The organism is Streptomyces tailanensis (genome assembly GCF_008386495.1).
Classification (GTDB): domain Bacteria; phylum Actinomycetota; class Actinomycetes; order Streptomycetales; family Streptomycetaceae; genus Streptomyces; species Streptomyces tailanensis.
On record NZ_VTHJ01000022.1, the window covers coordinates 24,418 to 41,303 of the forward strand.

The 16,886-nt window shown below is 69.5% G+C and carries 15 protein-coding genes; 6 read left to right on the forward strand and 9 right to left on the reverse strand.

The genetic code is table 11. The features are described 5' to 3' along the window. Nucleotides 1-6: 6 nt before the first annotated feature. The 4 genes from F3T56_RS19580 to F3T56_RS19595 form a co-directional block, all read right to left on the reverse strand. A complete protein-coding gene (locus F3T56_RS19580) occupies nucleotides 7-2,118 on the reverse strand; it encodes an ATP-binding SpoIIE family protein phosphatase (protein ID WP_172639027.1) in 2,112 nt (703 codons plus the stop codon). Nucleotides 2,119-2,440: 322 nt separating this feature from the next. Next, on the reverse strand, nucleotides 2,441-3,133 hold the full coding sequence (gene fomD, locus F3T56_RS19585; protein WP_172639028.1) for a cytidylyl-2-hydroxypropylphosphonate hydrolase: 693 nt from the start codon (nucleotides 3,131-3,133) through the stop codon (nucleotides 2,441-2,443). A gap of 115 nt (nucleotides 3,134-3,248) precedes the next feature. Then, nucleotides 3,249-4,634 carry a class II fumarate hydratase gene (locus F3T56_RS19590; RefSeq protein WP_149826477.1) on the reverse strand — a complete coding sequence of 462 codons (1,386 nt, stop codon included), beginning with the start codon at nucleotides 4,632-4,634 and terminating at the stop codon, nucleotides 3,249-3,251. Between the two features lie 282 nt (nucleotides 4,635-4,916). Further along, on the reverse strand, nucleotides 4,917-6,584 hold the full coding sequence (locus F3T56_RS19595) for a fumarate hydratase (RefSeq protein ID WP_172639029.1): 1,668 nt from the start codon (nucleotides 6,582-6,584) through the stop codon (nucleotides 4,917-4,919). Nucleotides 6,585-6,777: 193 nt separating this feature from the next. On the opposite strand from F3T56_RS19595, the gene F3T56_RS19600 reads away from it, so the two are divergent. Further along, nucleotides 6,778-7,488 (forward strand): DUF1707 SHOCT-like domain-containing protein, encoded by a 711-nt coding sequence (locus F3T56_RS19600; RefSeq protein ID WP_149826479.1) that lies wholly within the window; start codon nucleotides 6,778-6,780, stop codon nucleotides 7,486-7,488. A 173-nt stretch (nucleotides 7,489-7,661) separates the two neighbouring features. After that, nucleotides 7,662-8,039, forward strand: coding sequence for a WhiB family transcriptional regulator (locus F3T56_RS19605; RefSeq protein WP_149826480.1), 378 nt, complete (start codon nucleotides 7,662-7,664; stop codon nucleotides 8,037-8,039). A gap of 159 nt (nucleotides 8,040-8,198) precedes the next feature. Here F3T56_RS19605 and glpX read toward each other — a convergent pair whose 3' ends face one another. Then, a complete protein-coding gene (gene glpX, locus F3T56_RS19610) occupies nucleotides 8,199-9,233 on the reverse strand; it encodes a class II fructose-bisphosphatase (RefSeq protein WP_149826481.1) in 1,035 nt (344 codons plus the stop codon). A gap of 125 nt (nucleotides 9,234-9,358) precedes the next feature. On the opposite strand from glpX, the gene F3T56_RS19615 reads away from it, so the two are divergent. After that, nucleotides 9,359-9,877 carry a DUF4245 domain-containing protein gene (locus tag F3T56_RS19615; RefSeq protein WP_149826482.1) on the forward strand — a complete coding sequence of 173 codons (519 nt, stop codon included), beginning with the start codon at nucleotides 9,359-9,361 and terminating at the stop codon, nucleotides 9,875-9,877. 79 nt (nucleotides 9,878-9,956) lie between these two features. Here the strand turns inward: F3T56_RS19615 and F3T56_RS19620 are convergent, their stop codons facing one another. From F3T56_RS19620 to xseA, 3 genes are all read right to left on the reverse strand, one after another. Continuing rightward, complete coding sequence (locus F3T56_RS19620; RefSeq protein ID WP_149826483.1) at nucleotides 9,957-10,547, reverse strand: malonic semialdehyde reductase; 591 nt, start codon at nucleotides 10,545-10,547, stop codon at nucleotides 9,957-9,959. A gap of 165 nt (nucleotides 10,548-10,712) precedes the next feature. After that, nucleotides 10,713-11,015, reverse strand: coding sequence for an exodeoxyribonuclease VII small subunit (locus F3T56_RS19625; protein WP_149826484.1), 303 nt, complete (start codon nucleotides 11,013-11,015; stop codon nucleotides 10,713-10,715). Nucleotides 11,016-11,025: 10 nt separating this feature from the next. Next, nucleotides 11,026-12,279 (reverse strand): exodeoxyribonuclease VII large subunit, encoded by a 1,254-nt coding sequence (gene xseA, locus F3T56_RS19630; protein WP_149826485.1) that lies wholly within the window; start codon nucleotides 12,277-12,279, stop codon nucleotides 11,026-11,028. 117 nt (nucleotides 12,280-12,396) lie between these two features. Here xseA and F3T56_RS19635 point away from each other — a divergent pair, with 117 nt between their 5' ends. Continuing rightward, the gene (locus F3T56_RS19635) at nucleotides 12,397-13,419 is read left to right on the forward strand and encodes a 4-hydroxy-3-methylbut-2-enyl diphosphate reductase (protein WP_149826486.1); all 1,023 of its coding nucleotides are present in this window, start codon (nucleotides 12,397-12,399) and stop codon (nucleotides 13,417-13,419) included. A 162-nt stretch (nucleotides 13,420-13,581) separates the two neighbouring features. Then, nucleotides 13,582-14,328: a polyphosphate--glucose phosphotransferase gene (ppgK, locus tag F3T56_RS19640; protein WP_149826487.1), complete on the forward strand. Its 747-nt coding sequence runs from the start codon at nucleotides 13,582-13,584 to the stop codon at nucleotides 14,326-14,328. Between the two features lie 458 nt (nucleotides 14,329-14,786). Here the strand turns inward: ppgK and F3T56_RS19645 are convergent, their stop codons facing one another. Beyond that, nucleotides 14,787-15,353 (reverse strand): DUF6542 domain-containing protein, encoded by a 567-nt coding sequence (locus F3T56_RS19645; RefSeq protein WP_342786959.1) that lies wholly within the window; start codon nucleotides 15,351-15,353, stop codon nucleotides 14,787-14,789. Between the two features lie 437 nt (nucleotides 15,354-15,790). On the opposite strand from F3T56_RS19645, the gene ychF reads away from it, so the two are divergent. Further along, complete coding sequence (gene ychF, locus F3T56_RS19650) at nucleotides 15,791-16,879, forward strand: redox-regulated ATPase YchF (RefSeq protein ID WP_149826489.1); 1,089 nt, start codon at nucleotides 15,791-15,793, stop codon at nucleotides 16,877-16,879. The last annotated feature ends 7 nt before the right edge of the window (nucleotides 16,880-16,886 follow it).

Genomic DNA, 16,886 nt, shown 5'->3' on the forward strand with positions numbered 1-16,886 from the left:
GAGCGCTCACGCCTGATTCAGCTCGAACCAGACAACCTTCCCCGCACTCAACCGAGTAGCCCCCCACCGCTTGGCCAACTTATTGACGAGGTAGAGCCCCCGGCCCCCCTCATCCGTGGCCCGAGCCTGCCGAAGCCGAGGCAACTGCGGCACATCATCGGTCACCTCACACCGCAGCACATCGGTCCGCAGCAACCGCAGGGTCACCGGCCGAGTCGCATAGCGCACCGCGTTCGTGACGACCTCACTGATGAGCAGCTCGACGGAATCCGTCAACTCCTCAAGGCCCCAGCGGGACAACGCATGCCGGGCAAGCCGACGCGCCCGCCCCGGAGCCATCTCCTCCGGTTCCAGGAACCAGTACGCGACATCGCTGGGAGCGATCCCATCGAACCGCGCCGCGAGCAACGCGATGTCATCGTCCCGGTCGCCCGGGCCGAGCATGTCGAGCACCTCGTCGCACAACGCCTCCAGCGGCGGCGGATGATCCGGCCCGGTCAACTGCGCGGTAGCGGCGAGCTTCTCGCGAAGTTGCTCTATCCCGGTCCACACGTCCCGCAAGCGGGACTCCACCAAACCATCCGTGTACAGCAACAGCGTGCCCCCGGCCGGCGCGTCCAGCTCCACCGCCTCGAAGTCCACGCCGCCGACCCCGATCGGCGCTCCCGGCGGCACCCGCAGCACCTCGGCGCGCCCGCCGAGATGCAGCAGCACCGGCGGCGGATGCCCGGCGTTGGCGATGGTGATCCGATGCGATACCGGGTCGTACACGGCGTACAGACAGGTCGCCATACGATCCGTGCCCAACCGCTGCGCCTGCTCGTCGAGATGATGGAGCACTTCCTGCGGCGGCAGATCCAGCCCCGCCAGCGTCTGCGCGGTGGTCCGCAACTGCCCCATGATCGCGGCGGAGGTCATCGAGTGACCCATCACATCACCCACGACCAGCGCGACCCGGCTGCCCGGCAGGGGAATCGCGTCGTACCAGTCACCGCCGACCCGCGCGGTCTCGGCGGCCGGCAGATACCGGTGTGCGAGCCGTACGCCGGTGCAGCGCGGCAGCGCCTCCGGCAGCATCGTCCGCTGCAACTCGTCGGCGATGTACGCCTCGCGGCCGTACAGCACCGCCTTGTCGATGCCGAGCGCGCTGTGCGTGGCGAGCTGGGCGGCGACCAGCAGATCGTCCTGCTCGAACGGCATCCGCTCCGGTCCGCGCAGGAAGACCGCCGCGCCGATCACCCGGCGCCGCCCGCGCAGCGGCGCGAGGATAGCCCGCTGCCCGGTCGGCACCGTCAAATCGGCGTCGGACCCCAGCAGTTCCGGCAGCGCGTCATGCGCGGCCGGCGCGTCCGCGAAGACCGGCCGTACACCGCGCAGCACCTCTGCGAGCGCGCCACCGGGCCGTACCTCGCACTGTTCGGCCGTGACGACCGCCAGGTCGACCGGCTCGGGCTGGAGCACGGGCAGGAAGCCGCCCTCGGTGTCGCGCTCCTCCGGGATCCGGTCGGTGCGGCGCAGCCGCAGCACCATGGGCCCCGTGGGCCGCTCGTCGCCGACCGGCAGCGGCTCGCGCAGATACACGAGGATCGCGTCCGAGAACGTCGGCACGGTGGCCCGGCACAGACCCATGACGATCTCGTCCAGGTCGATGCCCCGGGCGATCCGCCGGGTCGCGGCGCCCACGAAGCGCAGCCGGTCGCCGTCGCGCCGCATGGGCATGGGGGCGCCCGGCGGCACACCCTGCCCGCTGCGCCGCTCCAGGCCGCCGACCGCACCGGGCGACCGGTCCGGCTCGCCGCCGGGCTGCGCCGGAATGGTCTCCGGCGTGGGCCGCGGGCGGTGCGGGTCGGGCTCGGTGGCCGCGGGCTGCGAGTGCTCGGAGAGCGTCGGCTGGGCGTGCTCCGAGGGAGCAGCCTGACCGCTCTTCGCGCACGACGTGGCCGTACCCGGCTCGGCGGACGCGTCACCCATGCGTGCCTGTGCCGGTAAGGCCGTGGCGGGCGTGGTGTGCAGCGGCTGCTGGGTATGCAGGACCGCCCCGCAGGGATCCGCAGGGCCGGCGCCGCTCTGAGGGCGCTCGTGGGAGGTGGGGTGCTCCGTCACGCGTGTCGAATCCATCCGTCCGGGACTGCGCGTCGTGTGCGCAGTTCGTCCCGCAGAAAGGCCGATACCCGGAATACATGTCCTGGGAACGGAATTCCCGCGTGGTCAGAGGCAGTTCCTGTGCCGCACACGGTATCGGCGGGCCCGCCGGACGACAGCACTGTCCGTCCGACCGGCCGTCTCCGGCTCGTACCGGTGTAGCCCTCGTACCCCTTGATCACGTCTTGCCGCCCCTCGGTGACGTACGGTCAAGCCCTGCCCGAACTGCGGGAGTTGCCCCTGTGAACTGTTGTGGAGGACGATCCTACGGTTGCGGACCGGGGGCGCATCAAGGGTCTCATGAGGACAAGTGCGCAGGCGTACGGTCCCAGTCGTCCGGGAGAGACGGTACTCCCCAGGCGGGATTCGGGCGCCAGTGCTGCCAGCCGTCCGAGAGCGGCGGGCCCCAGACCCGGATCGTCTCCACGGCCGACCGCCCCGCCTCCCTTACCCGCTCGGCGGCTTGAGGGCCCATCAGACCGTCCAGCTGAGCCTGCGCGAACTCGTCCTCGTCGAGCCAGCTCCAGGACCGGTCCGGGTACACACAGATGTCCAGGAAGTGATCCTCGGAGTCCACACCGCCCTCCCAACGGGCAAGCGGCGTCTCCAGGTTGACGTACCAGTTCTTGAAACGCCAACCCTGCTCCCAGAACAGCCACACCGACCAGGGCTCGCCCGGCCGCGCCAGCTTCAGCACTCCGGTGCCCCGCCAGTGGCCGAACGCCACGCCACGGGGCTCCTTGTACCGGGACGCGAGCGGCACCGAGTTCAGCGACGCGCCGTCCGCGAGGACGGGCTTCACACACTCGGTGCCGGGGGCCAGCCACACCGCCAGCAGGTTCTCGTCGTCCCGTACGACGGTGACGGGGCGCGCGATGTGGAAGCCCTCACCAGCGTTCTCCCGGTAGCGCCACAGGATCTGGCTCCCGGGCGCCCAGAACGCCGCCGACCCGCCTGTTTCCACTCGTCTCACCACTCCGTCGTCTGTCATGCCGAGATATTAGGTGTCATGGGCATACGACGCTGCGGCCCCGGTCACGGTTCACGCGATGGCGGGAAATCAGTTACTGGCGTGTCATCCGGGACGGCCGGAATCCGCCGCCCTGTTACGGCCGCGTCATCCTCAGGACATCGAGCGCCGCGTCGAGTTGCTCCAGGGTGAGGTCGCCGCGGTCCACGTACCCGCCCTCCAGGACGACCTCCCGGATCGTCTTCCGCTCGGCCAGCGCCCTCTTGGCGACCTTCGCGGCCTCCTCGTACCCGATGTACTTGTTGAGCGGAGTGACCACGGACGGCGACGACTCGGCGTACTCACGGGCCCGTTCCCGATGGGCCACGATCCCGTCGACGGTCCGATCGGCGAGCAGCCGAGACACATTGGCGAGCAGCCGGATCGACTCCAGTACGTTCTTCGCGATCACTGGCAGCATGACGTTGAGCTCGAAGTTGCCGGACGCGCCCGCGGTGGTGACGGTGGCGTCGTTCCCGATGACCTGCGCGGCCACCATGAGCACGGCCTCCGGGATCACCGGATTGACCTTGCCGGGCATGATCGACGACCCGGGCTGGAGGTCGGGCAGGGAGATCTCCGCGAGCCCTGTCCTCGGCCCGGAGGCCATCCACCGCAGATCGTTGGCGATCTTCGTGAGCGACACCGCGATCGTACGGAGCTGCCCCGACGTCTCGACGATCCCGTCCCGCGCCCCCTGCGCCTCGAAGTGATCCCGCGCCTCGGTCAACGGCAGCCCGGTGACCCGCGCGACCTCGGCGATCACGGCGGCGGAGAATCCCGGCGGGGTGTTGATACCGGTGCCAACCGCAGTGCCCCCCAGGGGCAGTTCGGCAAGGCGGGGGAGCGAGGCGTGGAGCCGCTCGACCCCGTACCGGATCTGGGCCGCATACCCCCCGAACTCCTGCCCGAGCGTGACCGGAGTGGCATCCATCAGATGCGTACGCCCGGACTTCACGACGTCGGCGAACTCCACCGACTTGCGGTCGAGAGCGTCCGCGAGATGTTCGAGCGCGGGAACGAGATCCCGGGTGACGGCGGCGGTGGCGGCGATGTGAATGGACGAAGGAAACACATCATTGGACGACTGCGAGGCATTGACGTGGTCGTTCGGATGCACATCCCGGCCGAGCCGCTCCGTCGCCAGCGTGGCGATGACCTCGTTGGTGTTCATGTTCGACGAGGTCCCGGACCCGGTCTGGAACACATCCACGGGAAAGTGCTCGTCCCAACGCCCCTCGGCCACCTCGGCAGCCGCGTCCTGGATCGCCACGGCGATGTCCTTGTCGAGCACGCCCAGTTCGGCGTTCACCTTCGCGGCGGCGCCCTTGATCCTGGCCAGCGCCTCGATATGGGCACGCTCGATCCGCTGCCCGGAGACGGGAAAGTTCTCCACGGCCCGCTGAGTCTGCGCCCGCCACTTGGCGTCCGCGGGCACCCGGACCTCACCCATGGAGTCGTGTTCGACACGGTATTCACTCATGCCGGGTACAGCGCCCACACCGTCCGTGATGTTCCCGGTGGTAGGCCGTGCGGGTGAGGGCGATTCTGACGGCGCTGCGGGCCGCTGAGAAAACCGGGCGCAGCCCGTTTTTTCAGCGGCGCGGGGAACTGCGCGACAAACCACGCACCACCCGCACCCGCCAATGCATCCCAACCTCCCGAGTTGGAAGGCGGGGGCGGGGCCGAAGGGGCGCCAGCCCCTGGGGATGGGACGGGTAGGGGCGGCGGGGGCGAAACTTACTCCCCGCCGCGCCCAAAGGCACTACGCCAGCCCAGGCCCCCGCACCGGAATAGACGTGAACGTAGGCGCCGGCGCAGGATCCTTGAAGAAGTCGTTCCCCTTGTCGTCGACCACGATGAACGCCGGGAAGTCCTCCACCTCGATCTTCCACACGGCCTCCATCCCGAGCTCCTCGTACTCGACGACCTCGACCTTCTTGATGCAGTCCTGGGCGAGCCGGGCGGCGGGGCCGCCGATGGAGCCGAGGTAGAACCCGCCGTGGCTGCCACAGGCGTCCGTGACCTGCTGCGACCGATTCCCCTTCGCCAGCATCACCTTGGACCCGCCCGCCGCCTGGAACTGCTCCACATAGGAGTCCATACGCCCGGCGGTCGTCGGCCCGAAGGACCCGGACGCGTACCCCTCGGGCGTCTTCGCCGGCCCGGCGTAGTACACCGGGTGGTCCTTCAGGTACTGCGGCATCCCCTCACCCGCGTCCAACCGCTCCTTGATCTTGGCGTGCGCGATGTCACGCGCCACGACGAGCGGCCCGGAGAGCGACAGCCGGGTCTTGACCGGGTACTTGGTCAGCTCGGCGAGGATGTCGTCCATGGGCTGGCTGAGGTCGATACGGACCACGTCCGACGACTCGGCCAAGTGCTCGTCGGTCGTCTCCGGCAGGAACCGCGCCGGATCGGTCTCCAACTGCTCCAGGAACACACCCTCCGCCGTGATCTTCGCGACGGCCTGACGGTCGGCGGAGCAGGACACGGCGATGGCCACGGGGCAGGACGCCCCGTGCCGAGGCAGCCGGATGACCCGTACGTCATGGCAGAAGTACTTGCCGCCGAACTGCGCCCCGATCCCGATCTTCTGCGTCAACTCGAAGACCTTCTCCTCCAGTTCCTTGTCCCGGAACCCGTGCCCGAGCGGCGACCCCTCGGCCGGGATCTCGTCCAGGTAGTGCGCGGAGGCGTACTTCGCGGTCTTCAGCGCGTACTCGGCGCTCGTACCACCCACCACGATCGCGAGGTGGTACGGCGGACAGGCGGCCGTACCCAGCGAACGGATCTTCGCCTCCAGGAACTTCATCATGGAGGCCTCGTTCAGAACGGCCTTCGTCTCCTGGTACAGGAACGACTTGTTGGCCGACCCGCCACCCTTGGCCATGAACAGGAACTTGTACGCGCCACCGTCGGTCGCGTACAGCTCTATCTGGGCCGGGAGGTTGGAGCCGGTGTTCTTCTCCTCCCACATGGTGAGCGGAGCCATCTGCGAGTAGCGCAGGTTGAGCTTGGTGTAGGCGTCGTAGATGCCCTTCGAGAGGGCCTTCTCGTCCTCGCCCCCGGTGAGGACGTTCTGCCCGCGTTTGCCCATGACGATCGCCGTACCGGTGTCCTGGCACATGGGCAGCACACCGGCGGCCGCGATGTTCGCGTTCTTCAGCAGGTCGAGGGCGACGAACTTGTCGTTGCCCGACGCCTCGGGGTCGTCGATGATCCGCCGCAGCTGCGCGAGGTGCGCCGGTCGCAGATAGTGCTGGATGTCGTGGATGGCCTCGGCGGCGAGCTTGCGCAGCGCCTCCGGCTCCACCTTGAGGAACGTGCGCCCGTCGGCCTCGAAGGTGGAGACACCCTCGGAGGTCACCAGCCGGTACGGGGTGGTGTCCTCTCCCATGGGGAGCAGATCGGTGTACTCGAACTCAGGCATGTCGCCCATTCCTCACTCGACAAGACAGCGCGGCTGGCCTCCATCGGCAGCGCCCACCAGCGTAGAACCTGCCACTGACGCCGGGCTTGTGAGGTAAGGCTCAGTTGGACTCCGGTCGATGACCGGTCGATGGCCCGGGTCGATGGCCGAAGAGGGGCTATCGCGATCTATCGTGTTTCGGTACGCTGCTGCCGTGGACCTTCAGAAGCAGCCCGAACCGCGCACCTCCGTCGCCGAGTTGCGTGCCTCGGACGCCGACCGTGACCGCATCACGGACATCCTTCGCGACGCCCTCGCCGAGGGGCGGCTCACCGCCGAGGAGCACGCCGAGCGGGTCGAAGGCGTGCTGGCCACCAAGACGGTCGGCGAGCTGGACGCGTTCATCCGGGACCTGCCGGCCGCCCACGCCCCCAAGGCGGCGACGTACACACCCGTGTCCGCCGTGCCCAACCGCCCCACCCCCGGCGCCATTCCGATCGACCCCGACGACCGGCTGGTCGCCGTCTTCAGCGCCTCGGTCCGCAAGGGCCGCTGGCGGGCGGGCCGCCGCATCCATGCGTACGCGATATTCGGCAGCGTGGAGATAGACCTCAGCGAGGCGCTCTTCGAGCACCGTCAGGTGATGATCAGGGCGATCTCGATATTCGGCAGCGTCGAGATCCGCGTCCCGGAGAACGTCTCGCTGCGCGGCAGCGGCGGCGGTGTCCTCGGTGATTTCGCGGTGGACACGCTGGATTCCGGTGAGGCGGACGCGCCGGTGGTCTATGTCGAGGGGCTGGCCGTACTGGGCAGCGTCGAGGCGAAGCCCAAGCGGGGCAAGGCGATCGCCGACCTGATCGACCGTGTCACCGATCGCGTCGCACGCAAGGTCGACAACCATTTGCGCAAACACCTGGATCATTGACGCTTGTGAATTCGACCACGCCCGGACTCTGCCCGAAGGCATCCGGTCCGGTTGTGCCCGCTCGGTGAGGACGCGGATTCCAGCGGTTCGGGACTCAGTGCATAGGCCCGCGCACAGCGGGTAGGCCTTGCTGCATCGTCTCTCGCTCGCGAAGCCGTCGTCAGGAGTAGACCGTGCTGCAACCGCCGCATTCGTCCCTGCAGGTCGCTGCCGTTCCGCCCCAGCGGGGGCCAGTGCGCGACAGGGATCAGGAAGCCCCGTGGCATACGGAGGCGGTGTGCCGGCGCGACGAGGCCGGCCTCTTCTTCGCCCCCTCCAAGGAGCCCACCGCGGCCCGCCTCTCCCGAGAGGAAGCCGCCAAGCGCGTCTGCGCCCGCTGCCCCGTCATGGTCGAGTGCCGCGAACACGCACTCCTGCAACCCGAGCCGTACGGCGTCTGGGGCGGCCTCACGGCAGCGGAACGCCGAGTGGTCCTGGCCCGAAGGCGCCGCCGGGACCTGGAGTTGAAGAAGGCGGCGAGGGCGGCTGGCACGATAGCGGCGGCCGGCTGACGTCAATTCGTGGGAAAGGCGCCCTCTCCGCACAAGAGGGCGCCTTTCTGACGCCGGGGTGCTCTTTAGGGGCGCGGGGAACTGCGCGACAAGCCACGACGAACCCGCAGCTCAAAGACGGCAATAGCCCCCTCGAACCCCACGGCTCAACCGGCGGAGCTACTTGGCCTTTTCGAAGTCGATCGAGCTGTAAGCCCGCAGCTTGCTCAGCCGATGCACCGAATCAATCCGCCGCACCGTCCCCGACTTGGACCGCATCACGATCGAGTCGGTGGTAGCGGTCTCCGACCGATACCGCACCCCCCGCAGCAACTCCCCATCCGTGATCCCGGTAGCGACGAAGAACACGTTCTCCCCGGACACCAGGTCATCGGTGGTCAGCACCCGGTCGAGGTCATGCCCCGCATCGATCGCCCGCTGCCGCTCCGCGTCGTCCTTGGGCCACAGCTTGCCCTGGATCGTGCCGCCCAGGCACTTCACCGCACAGGCCGAGATGATGCCCTCGGGCGTACCCCCCACGCCGAGCAGCATGTCGACCCCGGTGCCCTCCCGCAGCGCGAGGATCGACCCCGCGACATCCCCGTCGGAGATCAGCTTGATGCGCGCCCCGGTCTCCCGGATCTCGGTGATGAGGCCCTCGTGGCGCGGCCGGTCGAGGATGACGACGGTCACGTCCTCCGGCGTGGACCGCTTGGCCTTGGCGACCCGGCGGATGTTCACGGACACCGGCGCGTTGATGTCGACGAAGTCCGCCGCCTCGGGCCCGGTGACCAGCTTGTCCATGTAGAAGACGGCCGACGGGTCGAACATCGTGCCCCGGTCGGCCGCCGCGAGCACGGCGATCGCGTTCGTCATGCCCTTGGCCGTCAGCGTCGTACCGTCGATCGGGTCCACGGCGATGTCGCACTCCGGGCCGGTCCCGTCACCGACGCGCTCGCCGTTGAAGAGCATCGGCGCTTCGTCCTTCTCGCCCTCCCCGATCACGACGACACCGTTCATCGAGACGGTGGAGACCAGGGTCCGCATCGCGCGCACGGCGGCACCGTCGGCCCCGTTCTTGTCCCCGCGGCCGACCCAGCGGCCCGCGGCCATCGCGGCCGCCTCGGTCACCCGTACGAGTTCCAGGGCGAGGTTGCGGTCGGGGGCCTCGGAGGGGACTTCGAGTTCGGACGGCAGCTGATGATTCTCGGTCATCGGAGCGCACCTTTCTGATACGACGACGGCCGGATGAGGGTTCCGCTCGACTCTATCGTCAGTTCGACAGGATGAGCAGGGGACCCCACGGATGAGCAGACCAGTGCGCCTGCGACGATGAGGACGTGGCAGGTACGAAAGGCAAGCAGACCGTTCGCGACATGGTCCTCTCTCTGGGGCTCATCGTGTTGGCGGCATGGGTCATCTATCTCTTCATCCCGCACGACGAGACCCAGCAGGAGCTCAAGCGTGTCGACTACACGGTCGAGCTGACCACGGCACGCCGCGCGGCCTCCTACCCGGTCGCCGCGCCCGAAGGCCTGCCGGACACCTGGAAGGCGACCTCGGTCCGCTTCCGGGGCGACGAGTCCGACCACTGGCACCTCGGGTTCCACGACCCCGACGGCAAGTACGTGGCGATAGAGCAGTCCGCCGAGAAGCCGTCCCGGTTCATCCCGGACGCCACCCAGGACGCGAAGAAGACAGAGACCACCCAGAAGATCGGCGACGACACCTGGACCCGGTACGAGGGCGAGCGCTACGACGCCCTAGTCCTGGAGCGCGAGGGATCCACGACCGTGGTCGCGGGCTCGGCGCCGTTCGGGCAGCTGACGAAGATGGCGCAGGCACTGAAGACGGAGTGAGCGCCCCCGCCGCGAACGGGCATGCGCGAAGGGCCCCCGCCGCCGGGGGCCCTTCGTCGTTGCTTGGCGGAGGTGAGGCTCAGACCGTCGTGACGACCTGGTCGAACTCCAGGCGCGGGGAGCGCGGGTAGGAAGCGCCCTCGCCCGGCTTGCCGATGTTGACGACCATCAGCGGGGTGTGGTCGCCGTCCAGGAACTCCTTCTGCACGCCGGCGAAGTCGAAGCCGGTCATCGGGCCGGCGGCCAGGCCCGCGGCGCGGACGCCGATGATGAAGTACGCGGCCTGGAGGGCGGCGTTCATGCCGGCGGCGGACTCTCGGGCCGGGCGCTCGGCGAAGAAGAGGTCCTTGGCCTGCGGGAACGCGGGGAACAGGGCGGGCAGCTCCTCGTGGAACTCGTTGTCCGCGGAGAGGATCGCGACCAGCGGGGCGGTGGCCGTCTTGGCCTGGTTTCCCTCGGACATGTGCTTCACCAGGCGCTCACGGGCCTCGGCGGAGCGGACCAGGGTGATGCGCAGAGGGGTCTGGTTGAAGGCGGTCGGGCCGTGCTTGACCAGGTCGTAGATCGCCTGCACCTGCTCCTCGGTCACCGGCTCGTCGGTGAACGTGTTCGCGGTGTGGGCCTCGCGGAACAGCAGGTCCTGGGCGGCTGCGTCAAGAACGAGGGACATGAAGACAACCTTCGTGAAGCGGGGCGTTTACGTCGTTGACGGTACGCGAGGGAAGTTCAAAGTTCAATCAAAAGCGGGGCGGGGTGATCCGCTTCACAGGGAAGCGTTACGCCGTTGCTGTGGCTGGCGGTCCGGCGTCGGTCAGAAGGCCGCTCGCCGGGGAAGTCACCCGGACTCGCCGGCGCCGTCCGCGTCCTCGTCCTCCGCCAGCGCCGCGTCCAGCCGGGCCCGGGCGCCGTCCAGCCAGCGGCGGCACACCTTGGCCAGCTCCTCGCCGCGCTCCCAGAGGGCGAGGGACTCCTCCAGCGTCGTACCGCCCGCCTCCAGCCGCCGTACGACCTCGATCAGCTCGTCACGCGCCTGCTCGTACCCGAGGGCCCGGTCGGCCTCGGACTCGGACGCGCCGGGGGCCGCCTCGGCCCCCGCGGCCTCGGTTGTCTCGTCGGCCTCGCTCACGTTGCTGGTCATGCGCCCCACCCTATGCGTCCCCTCCGACAGTCCCGTCGACCTCGTCGTCCTCGTCGTCCTCGTCGACCCGGACGGTGAACTCGCCCTCCGCCACCCGCGCCCGCAACGGCTCCGACGCCGTGACCTCCCCGGGAGCGCGGACCACATGGCCGTCCGCCTTCTGCAGCACCGCGTACCCCCGCTGGAGGGTGGCGGCGGGGGAGAGGGCCACCACGCGCGCGTGCGTGTGCGTCAGCTCCGAGACGGCGCGGTCCAGATGATGACCGAGGCAGCGGCGGCCCCGGTCGAGGAGCGAGGCCACATGGTCGGCCCGCTCGTCGATCATGCGATGCGGATCCTCTATCGAGGGACGGGCCAGGGCAGCGGCCAGCCCTCGCTCCTCCCGCTCCACGAACGCCTCCACGCACCGCCGCGCACGGTCCCGCAGCCACCGCACCCGCTCGTACTCCTCGCCCACGTCCGGTACGACCTTCTTCGCCGCGTCGGTGGGCGTGGAGGCCCGCAGGTCCGCCACATAGTCGAGCAGCGGCGTGTCCGGCTCGTGCCCGATGGCCGACACGACGGGCGTCCGGCACGCGGCCACCGCCCGCACGAGCTGCTCGTCGGAGAACGGCAACAGGTCCTCCACGCTGCCGCCGCCGCGCGCCACGATGATGACGTCCACGTCGGCCAGCGCGTCCAGCTCCTTCACCGCCTGCACGACCTGCGGCACCGCGTGCACGCCCTGCACGGCGACATTGCGCACCTCGAAGCGGACGGCCGGCCAGCGGTGCCGGGCGTTCTGCAGGACGTCACGCTCGGCGGCCGAGGCCCGGCCGCACACGAGCCCGATGAGCTGCGGCAGAAACGGCAGCGCCTTCTTCCGCTCCGGCGCGAACAGCCCCTCGCTCGCCAGCGACTTCTTCAACTGCTCCAGCCGTGCGAGCAGTTCACCAACCCCGACCGGCCTTATCTCGGTGGCCCGCAGCGACAACTGCCCCCTCGGCGCGTACCACTCCGGCTTCGCCAGTACGACGACCCGCGCGCCCTCGCTGACCACGTCGGCCACCGCGTCGAACACCTGCCGATAACAGGTCACGCTCACGGAGATGTCGTACGACGGATCCCGCAACGTGAGGAAGACGACGCCCGCGCCCGGCCGCCGCGACAACTGCGTGATCTGCCCCTCCACCCACACCGCACCGAGCCGGTCGATCCAGCCGCCGATAAGGCGGGAGACCTCACCGACGGGGAGGGGGGCTTCGGCGGACGTGTTGATGGCCATGGTGGGGACTCTAGTGGTGGGCACTGACAAGGAGAGGGCGTCATGAACGCGGCGGCGGAGCCTCTCCCACGTCGGAGCCTCTCCCGCGTCGGGGTCCGACCCAGGGGAGCCCCTACGATGGAAGGCATGACCCCTTCGCCTGGCCGCCGTCGTGTCCTCCTCGCCGCTCCGCGCGGTTACTGCGCGGGTGTCGACCGTGCTGTGATCGCCGTCGAGAAGGCCCTGGAGCAGTACGGGGCCCCGATCTACGTCCGTCACGAGATCGTCCACAACAAGTACGTCGTGCAGACCCTGGAGAAGAAGGGCGCCATCTTCGTCGAGCAGACGGAAGAGGTTCCCGAAGGGAACATCGTCATGTTCTCGGCGCACGGCGTCGCCCCGACCGTCCACGAGGAGGCGGAGCGCGGCAGGCTCGCCACGATCGACGCGACCTGCCCGCTCGTCACCAAGGTCCACAAGGAAGCGATCCGGTACGCCAAGGACGACTTCGACATCCTCCTGATCGGGCACGAGGGGCACGAAGAGGTCATCGGCACATCGGGCGAGGCCCCGGACCACATCCAGCTGGTCGACGGCCCCGGGGACGTCGCCAAGGTCGAGGTCCGCGACCCGTCCAGGGTCGTCTGGCTCTCCCAGACCACGCTCTCCGTCGACGAGACGATGGAGACGGTCGGCGCCCTCAAGGACAAGTTCCCGCTGCTCGTCTCGCCGCCCAGCGACGACATCTGCTATGCCACGCAGAACCGTCAGCTCGCCGTGAAGCAGATGGGCGCGGAGGCCGAACTGGTCATCGTGGTCGGGTCGCGCAACTCCTCCAACTCCAAGCGGCTCGTCGAGGTCGCCAAGCTGGCCGGCTCGCGCGAGGCGTACCTCGTGGACTTCGCCGCCGAGATCGACGAGGCCTGGCTGGAGGGCGTGGAGACCGTCGGCGTCACCTCGGGCGCCTCCGTGCCGGAGATCCTCGTCGAGGAGGTCCTGGAGTGGCTCTCCCAGCGCGGTTACGAGGACGTCGAGCTGGTCAAGGCCGCTGAGGAGTCGATCACCTTCTCCCTGCCGAAGGAACTCCGCCGCGACCTGCGCGCGGAGGCGGCGACCCTCGTCGCCGAGCGCACCGGCCGGGGCGCGGTCACCGAGGCGTGACAGCAGCTTTGAGGGGGCCCGAGCCCCCGGAATTCGTACGGCCCCGGAACGTGAAGGTTCCGGGGCCGTACGCGTTCGAGGACGTGAGGATTCCCGTTCCGGGTGGCGGCGGTCCCGTACCTCCCCGCCGTGACTGTCAGTCGTACGACGTAACGTAGGGCCATGCACATCTTCGGCGTGGACATCGGCGGATCCGGGATCAAGGGCGCTCCCGTGGACCTGGACCGGGGCGACCTGGCGGACGAGCGGTACAAGGTGCTGACCCCGCACCCGGCGACACCCGACGCGGTGGCCGACGGTGTGAAGGAGGTCATCGACCACTTCGGCTGGACCGGCCCGGTCGGCGTCACCTTCCCCGGCGTGGTCACGGGCGGCGCCACGATCCGTACGGCGGCCAACGTCGACAAGAGCTGGATCGACGTCGACGCGCGCGCCCTGCTCGGCGAGCGGCTCGGCGGGCTGCCGGTGACGGTGCTGAACGACGCGGACGCGGCGGGCGTCGCCGAGATGCAGTTCGGCGCCGGACGCGACCGCCAGGGCACCGTCCTCCTGCTCACCTTCGGCACGGGCATCGGCAGCGCCCTCTTCTCCGACGGCGTCCTCGTCCCCAACACGGAGCTGGGCCACCTGGAGCTGGACGGCCACGACGCCGAGACCCGGGCCTCCACCAAGGCCAAGGACGACCACGAGCTGACCTGGGAGCACTGGGCCAAGCGGGTCACCAAGTACCTCGCCCACGTCGAGATGCTCTTCTCGCCCGAGCTGTTCATCATCGGCGGCGGCGTCAGCCGCAAGTCCCAGAAGTTCCTCCACCTCATCGAGGGCATCAAGGCGGAGATCGTCCCCGCCCAGCTGCAGAACAACGCGGGCATCGTGGGCGCGGCGATGCGGGCGGCGAAGGCGGGCTAGGACCACCGCCGGCCGGGAGTCGCAGGGCGGGAGCCCGCTTTACTGACCTTCCGAGGGAGGGCCCGCACAGGGTCCCCGAGCGCCGGTCGTTTCGGGCACGCTCCGGGCAGCGGCCGACTCAAGGTCTCTTTCGAGGAGCGGCCCGTTCAGGAGCTCGCCGAGCGACGGGCCGCTCGGGGGCCCCGAACCCCGGCCGACCCAAGGCCTCTCCGAGGAGCGGTCCGCTCGGGGGCTCCCCAACCGCGGTCGGTTCGGGGGGCCCGAACCCCGGCCGGCTCATGCGCTCTCCGAGGAGCGCCAGCTCGGGGCTCCACCAACCGCGGTCGCTCCGGGGCTCCCGGAGCCACGGCCGCTCAGCGCCCCGGTCCAGGGCCCGCTCATCGGCCCCCCGAGCAACAGTCCGCCCAGCGACTCTCCACGCAGCGGCCTGCTCAGCGGCTTTCCGCGAAGCGACCCCGCTAGGAACTTCGAGGGACGGTACGGCGCGGCTGGGCGGATGGCCGTGGCGATCGGGGGCGGACGGTCCGGCGGTCGTGCGGAGGACGGGCGGCCTGGGCGCCGGGCACCCTGCCCTGGCCCTGCCCCCTTTCCCGAACGGCCCTCTCCCGATCCCGACCCCGATCCTTCACGCTCTCCCTCTCCCACTCCCGCTCGGCGGCGCGCCGGGCCATCAGCCGCACCTTGCGGACGGTCACGATGAGCCCGGCGACGAGCGTACCGCCGTACAACCAGCCCGCCTCCACGGCGAGGGCGGTGATCAGCCCCATCAGATGCCCGCCGAGGCCGCCCTCGCCGCCGGCGATCGGTGGCAGTCCGGCGGCGAAGGCGATGGGGACGACCACCGGCGCGCTCGTCAGGTCGCCCGACCGCACCCACACCGCGGTCAACGCGCTGACCAACAGGAACAGCACCCCGTACAGGGCGGGGGAGCCCCCGAACAGCAGCTGGTCGAGGCAGGCGAGCGCGAACATCGACGCTCCGCAGAACAACCCGCAGCCGAGCCCGGTGAGCCGGGGGTTCGGCATCCGGCGCACGGCGCGGGCGACGCGCCGTACGGCTTGGACCGGGGGCGGAACGGGCCGGCGCGCGACCGGGGCACGGCGCGGTGCCCCCACGCCCGACGGGCCCCGGCCGCCTCTGGCCGCCTGGGACGGAACGGGCGGAAGGGCCGTGCGGCGGGGCCGACCGGTCCGAGGGGGCTGCGTCCTGGGTTGCTCCACCGCACCAACTTAGGTCGGTTAATGTGCCGAATGGGTCTACAGACACGCCGATGAGCGGACCTTGGCCAAGCGTTCGATACGTCGCCGGGTCAGGCGTCGGCACGCCGTAAACTGGGGGATCGGCCAGCCCTCTGGCCGCTGGGGCACGATCCGCAGGATCCGGCGGACAGGCCCTGATTCCGGGCTCTGCCACCCCAGGCCCGGCCGCCTGGCCCTCCTCCTACGTACGGGAAGTCGCAAACGTGTCGCTCACGATCGGAATCGTCGGTCTGCCCAATGTCGGCAAGTCGACCCTGTTCAACGCCCTGACCAAGAACGACGTGCTCGCGGCCAACTACCCGTTCGCTACGATCGAGCCGAACGTCGGCGTCGTGGGCGTCCCGGACGCGCGCCTGACCAAGCTGGCCGAGATCTTCGGTTCCCAGCGGATCCTCCCCGCGACCGTCGACTTCGTCGACATCGCGGGCATCGTGCGCGGCGCCAGCGAGGGCGAGGGCCTCGGCAACAAGTTTCTCGCGAACATCCGCGAGTCGGACGCGATCTGCCAGGTCATCCGTGCTTTCAAGGACGAGAACGTCGTCCACGTCGACGGCAAGGTCTCGCCCAAGGACGACATCGAGACGATCAACACCGAGCTGATCCTCGCCGACCTTCAAACCATCGAGAAGGTCCTTCCGCGCCTGGCGAAGGAGTCGCGGATCAAGAAGGACATCGCGCCGAAGGTCAAGGCGGTGGAGGAGGCCAAGGAGATCCTGGAGAAGGGCGACACCCTTTTCGCGCACGGCATCGTCCAGGGCACCGAGCGCAACGAGCTCCTCCACGACCTGCACCTGCTGACCACGAAGCCCTTCCTCTACGTCTTCAACGTCGACGAGGACGAACTGGTCGACGAGGACTTCAAGAACGAGCAGCGCGCCCTGGTCGCCCCCGCCGAGGCGATCTTCCTCAACGCCAAGCTGGAGGCGGACCTCGCCGAGCTCGACGAGGCGGACGCGATGGAGCTCCTGGAGTCGGTCGGCGCCGAGGAGCCGGGCCTCGCCATCCTCGCCCGCGTCGGCTTCAACACCCTCGGCCTGCAGACCTACCTCACCGCCGGCCCCAAGGAATCCCGCGCCTGGACCATCAAGAAGGGCGCCACCGCCCCCGAGGCCGCCGGCGTCATCCACACCGACTTCCAGAAGGGCTTCATCAAGGCCGAGGTCATCTCCTTCCACGACCTCGTCGAAACCGGCTCCGTCCCCGAGGCCCGCTCCAAGGGCAAGGCCCGCATGGAGGGCAAGGACTATGTGATGCAGGACGGGGACGTCGTCGAGTTCCGCTTCAACGTGTAGCGGGTGA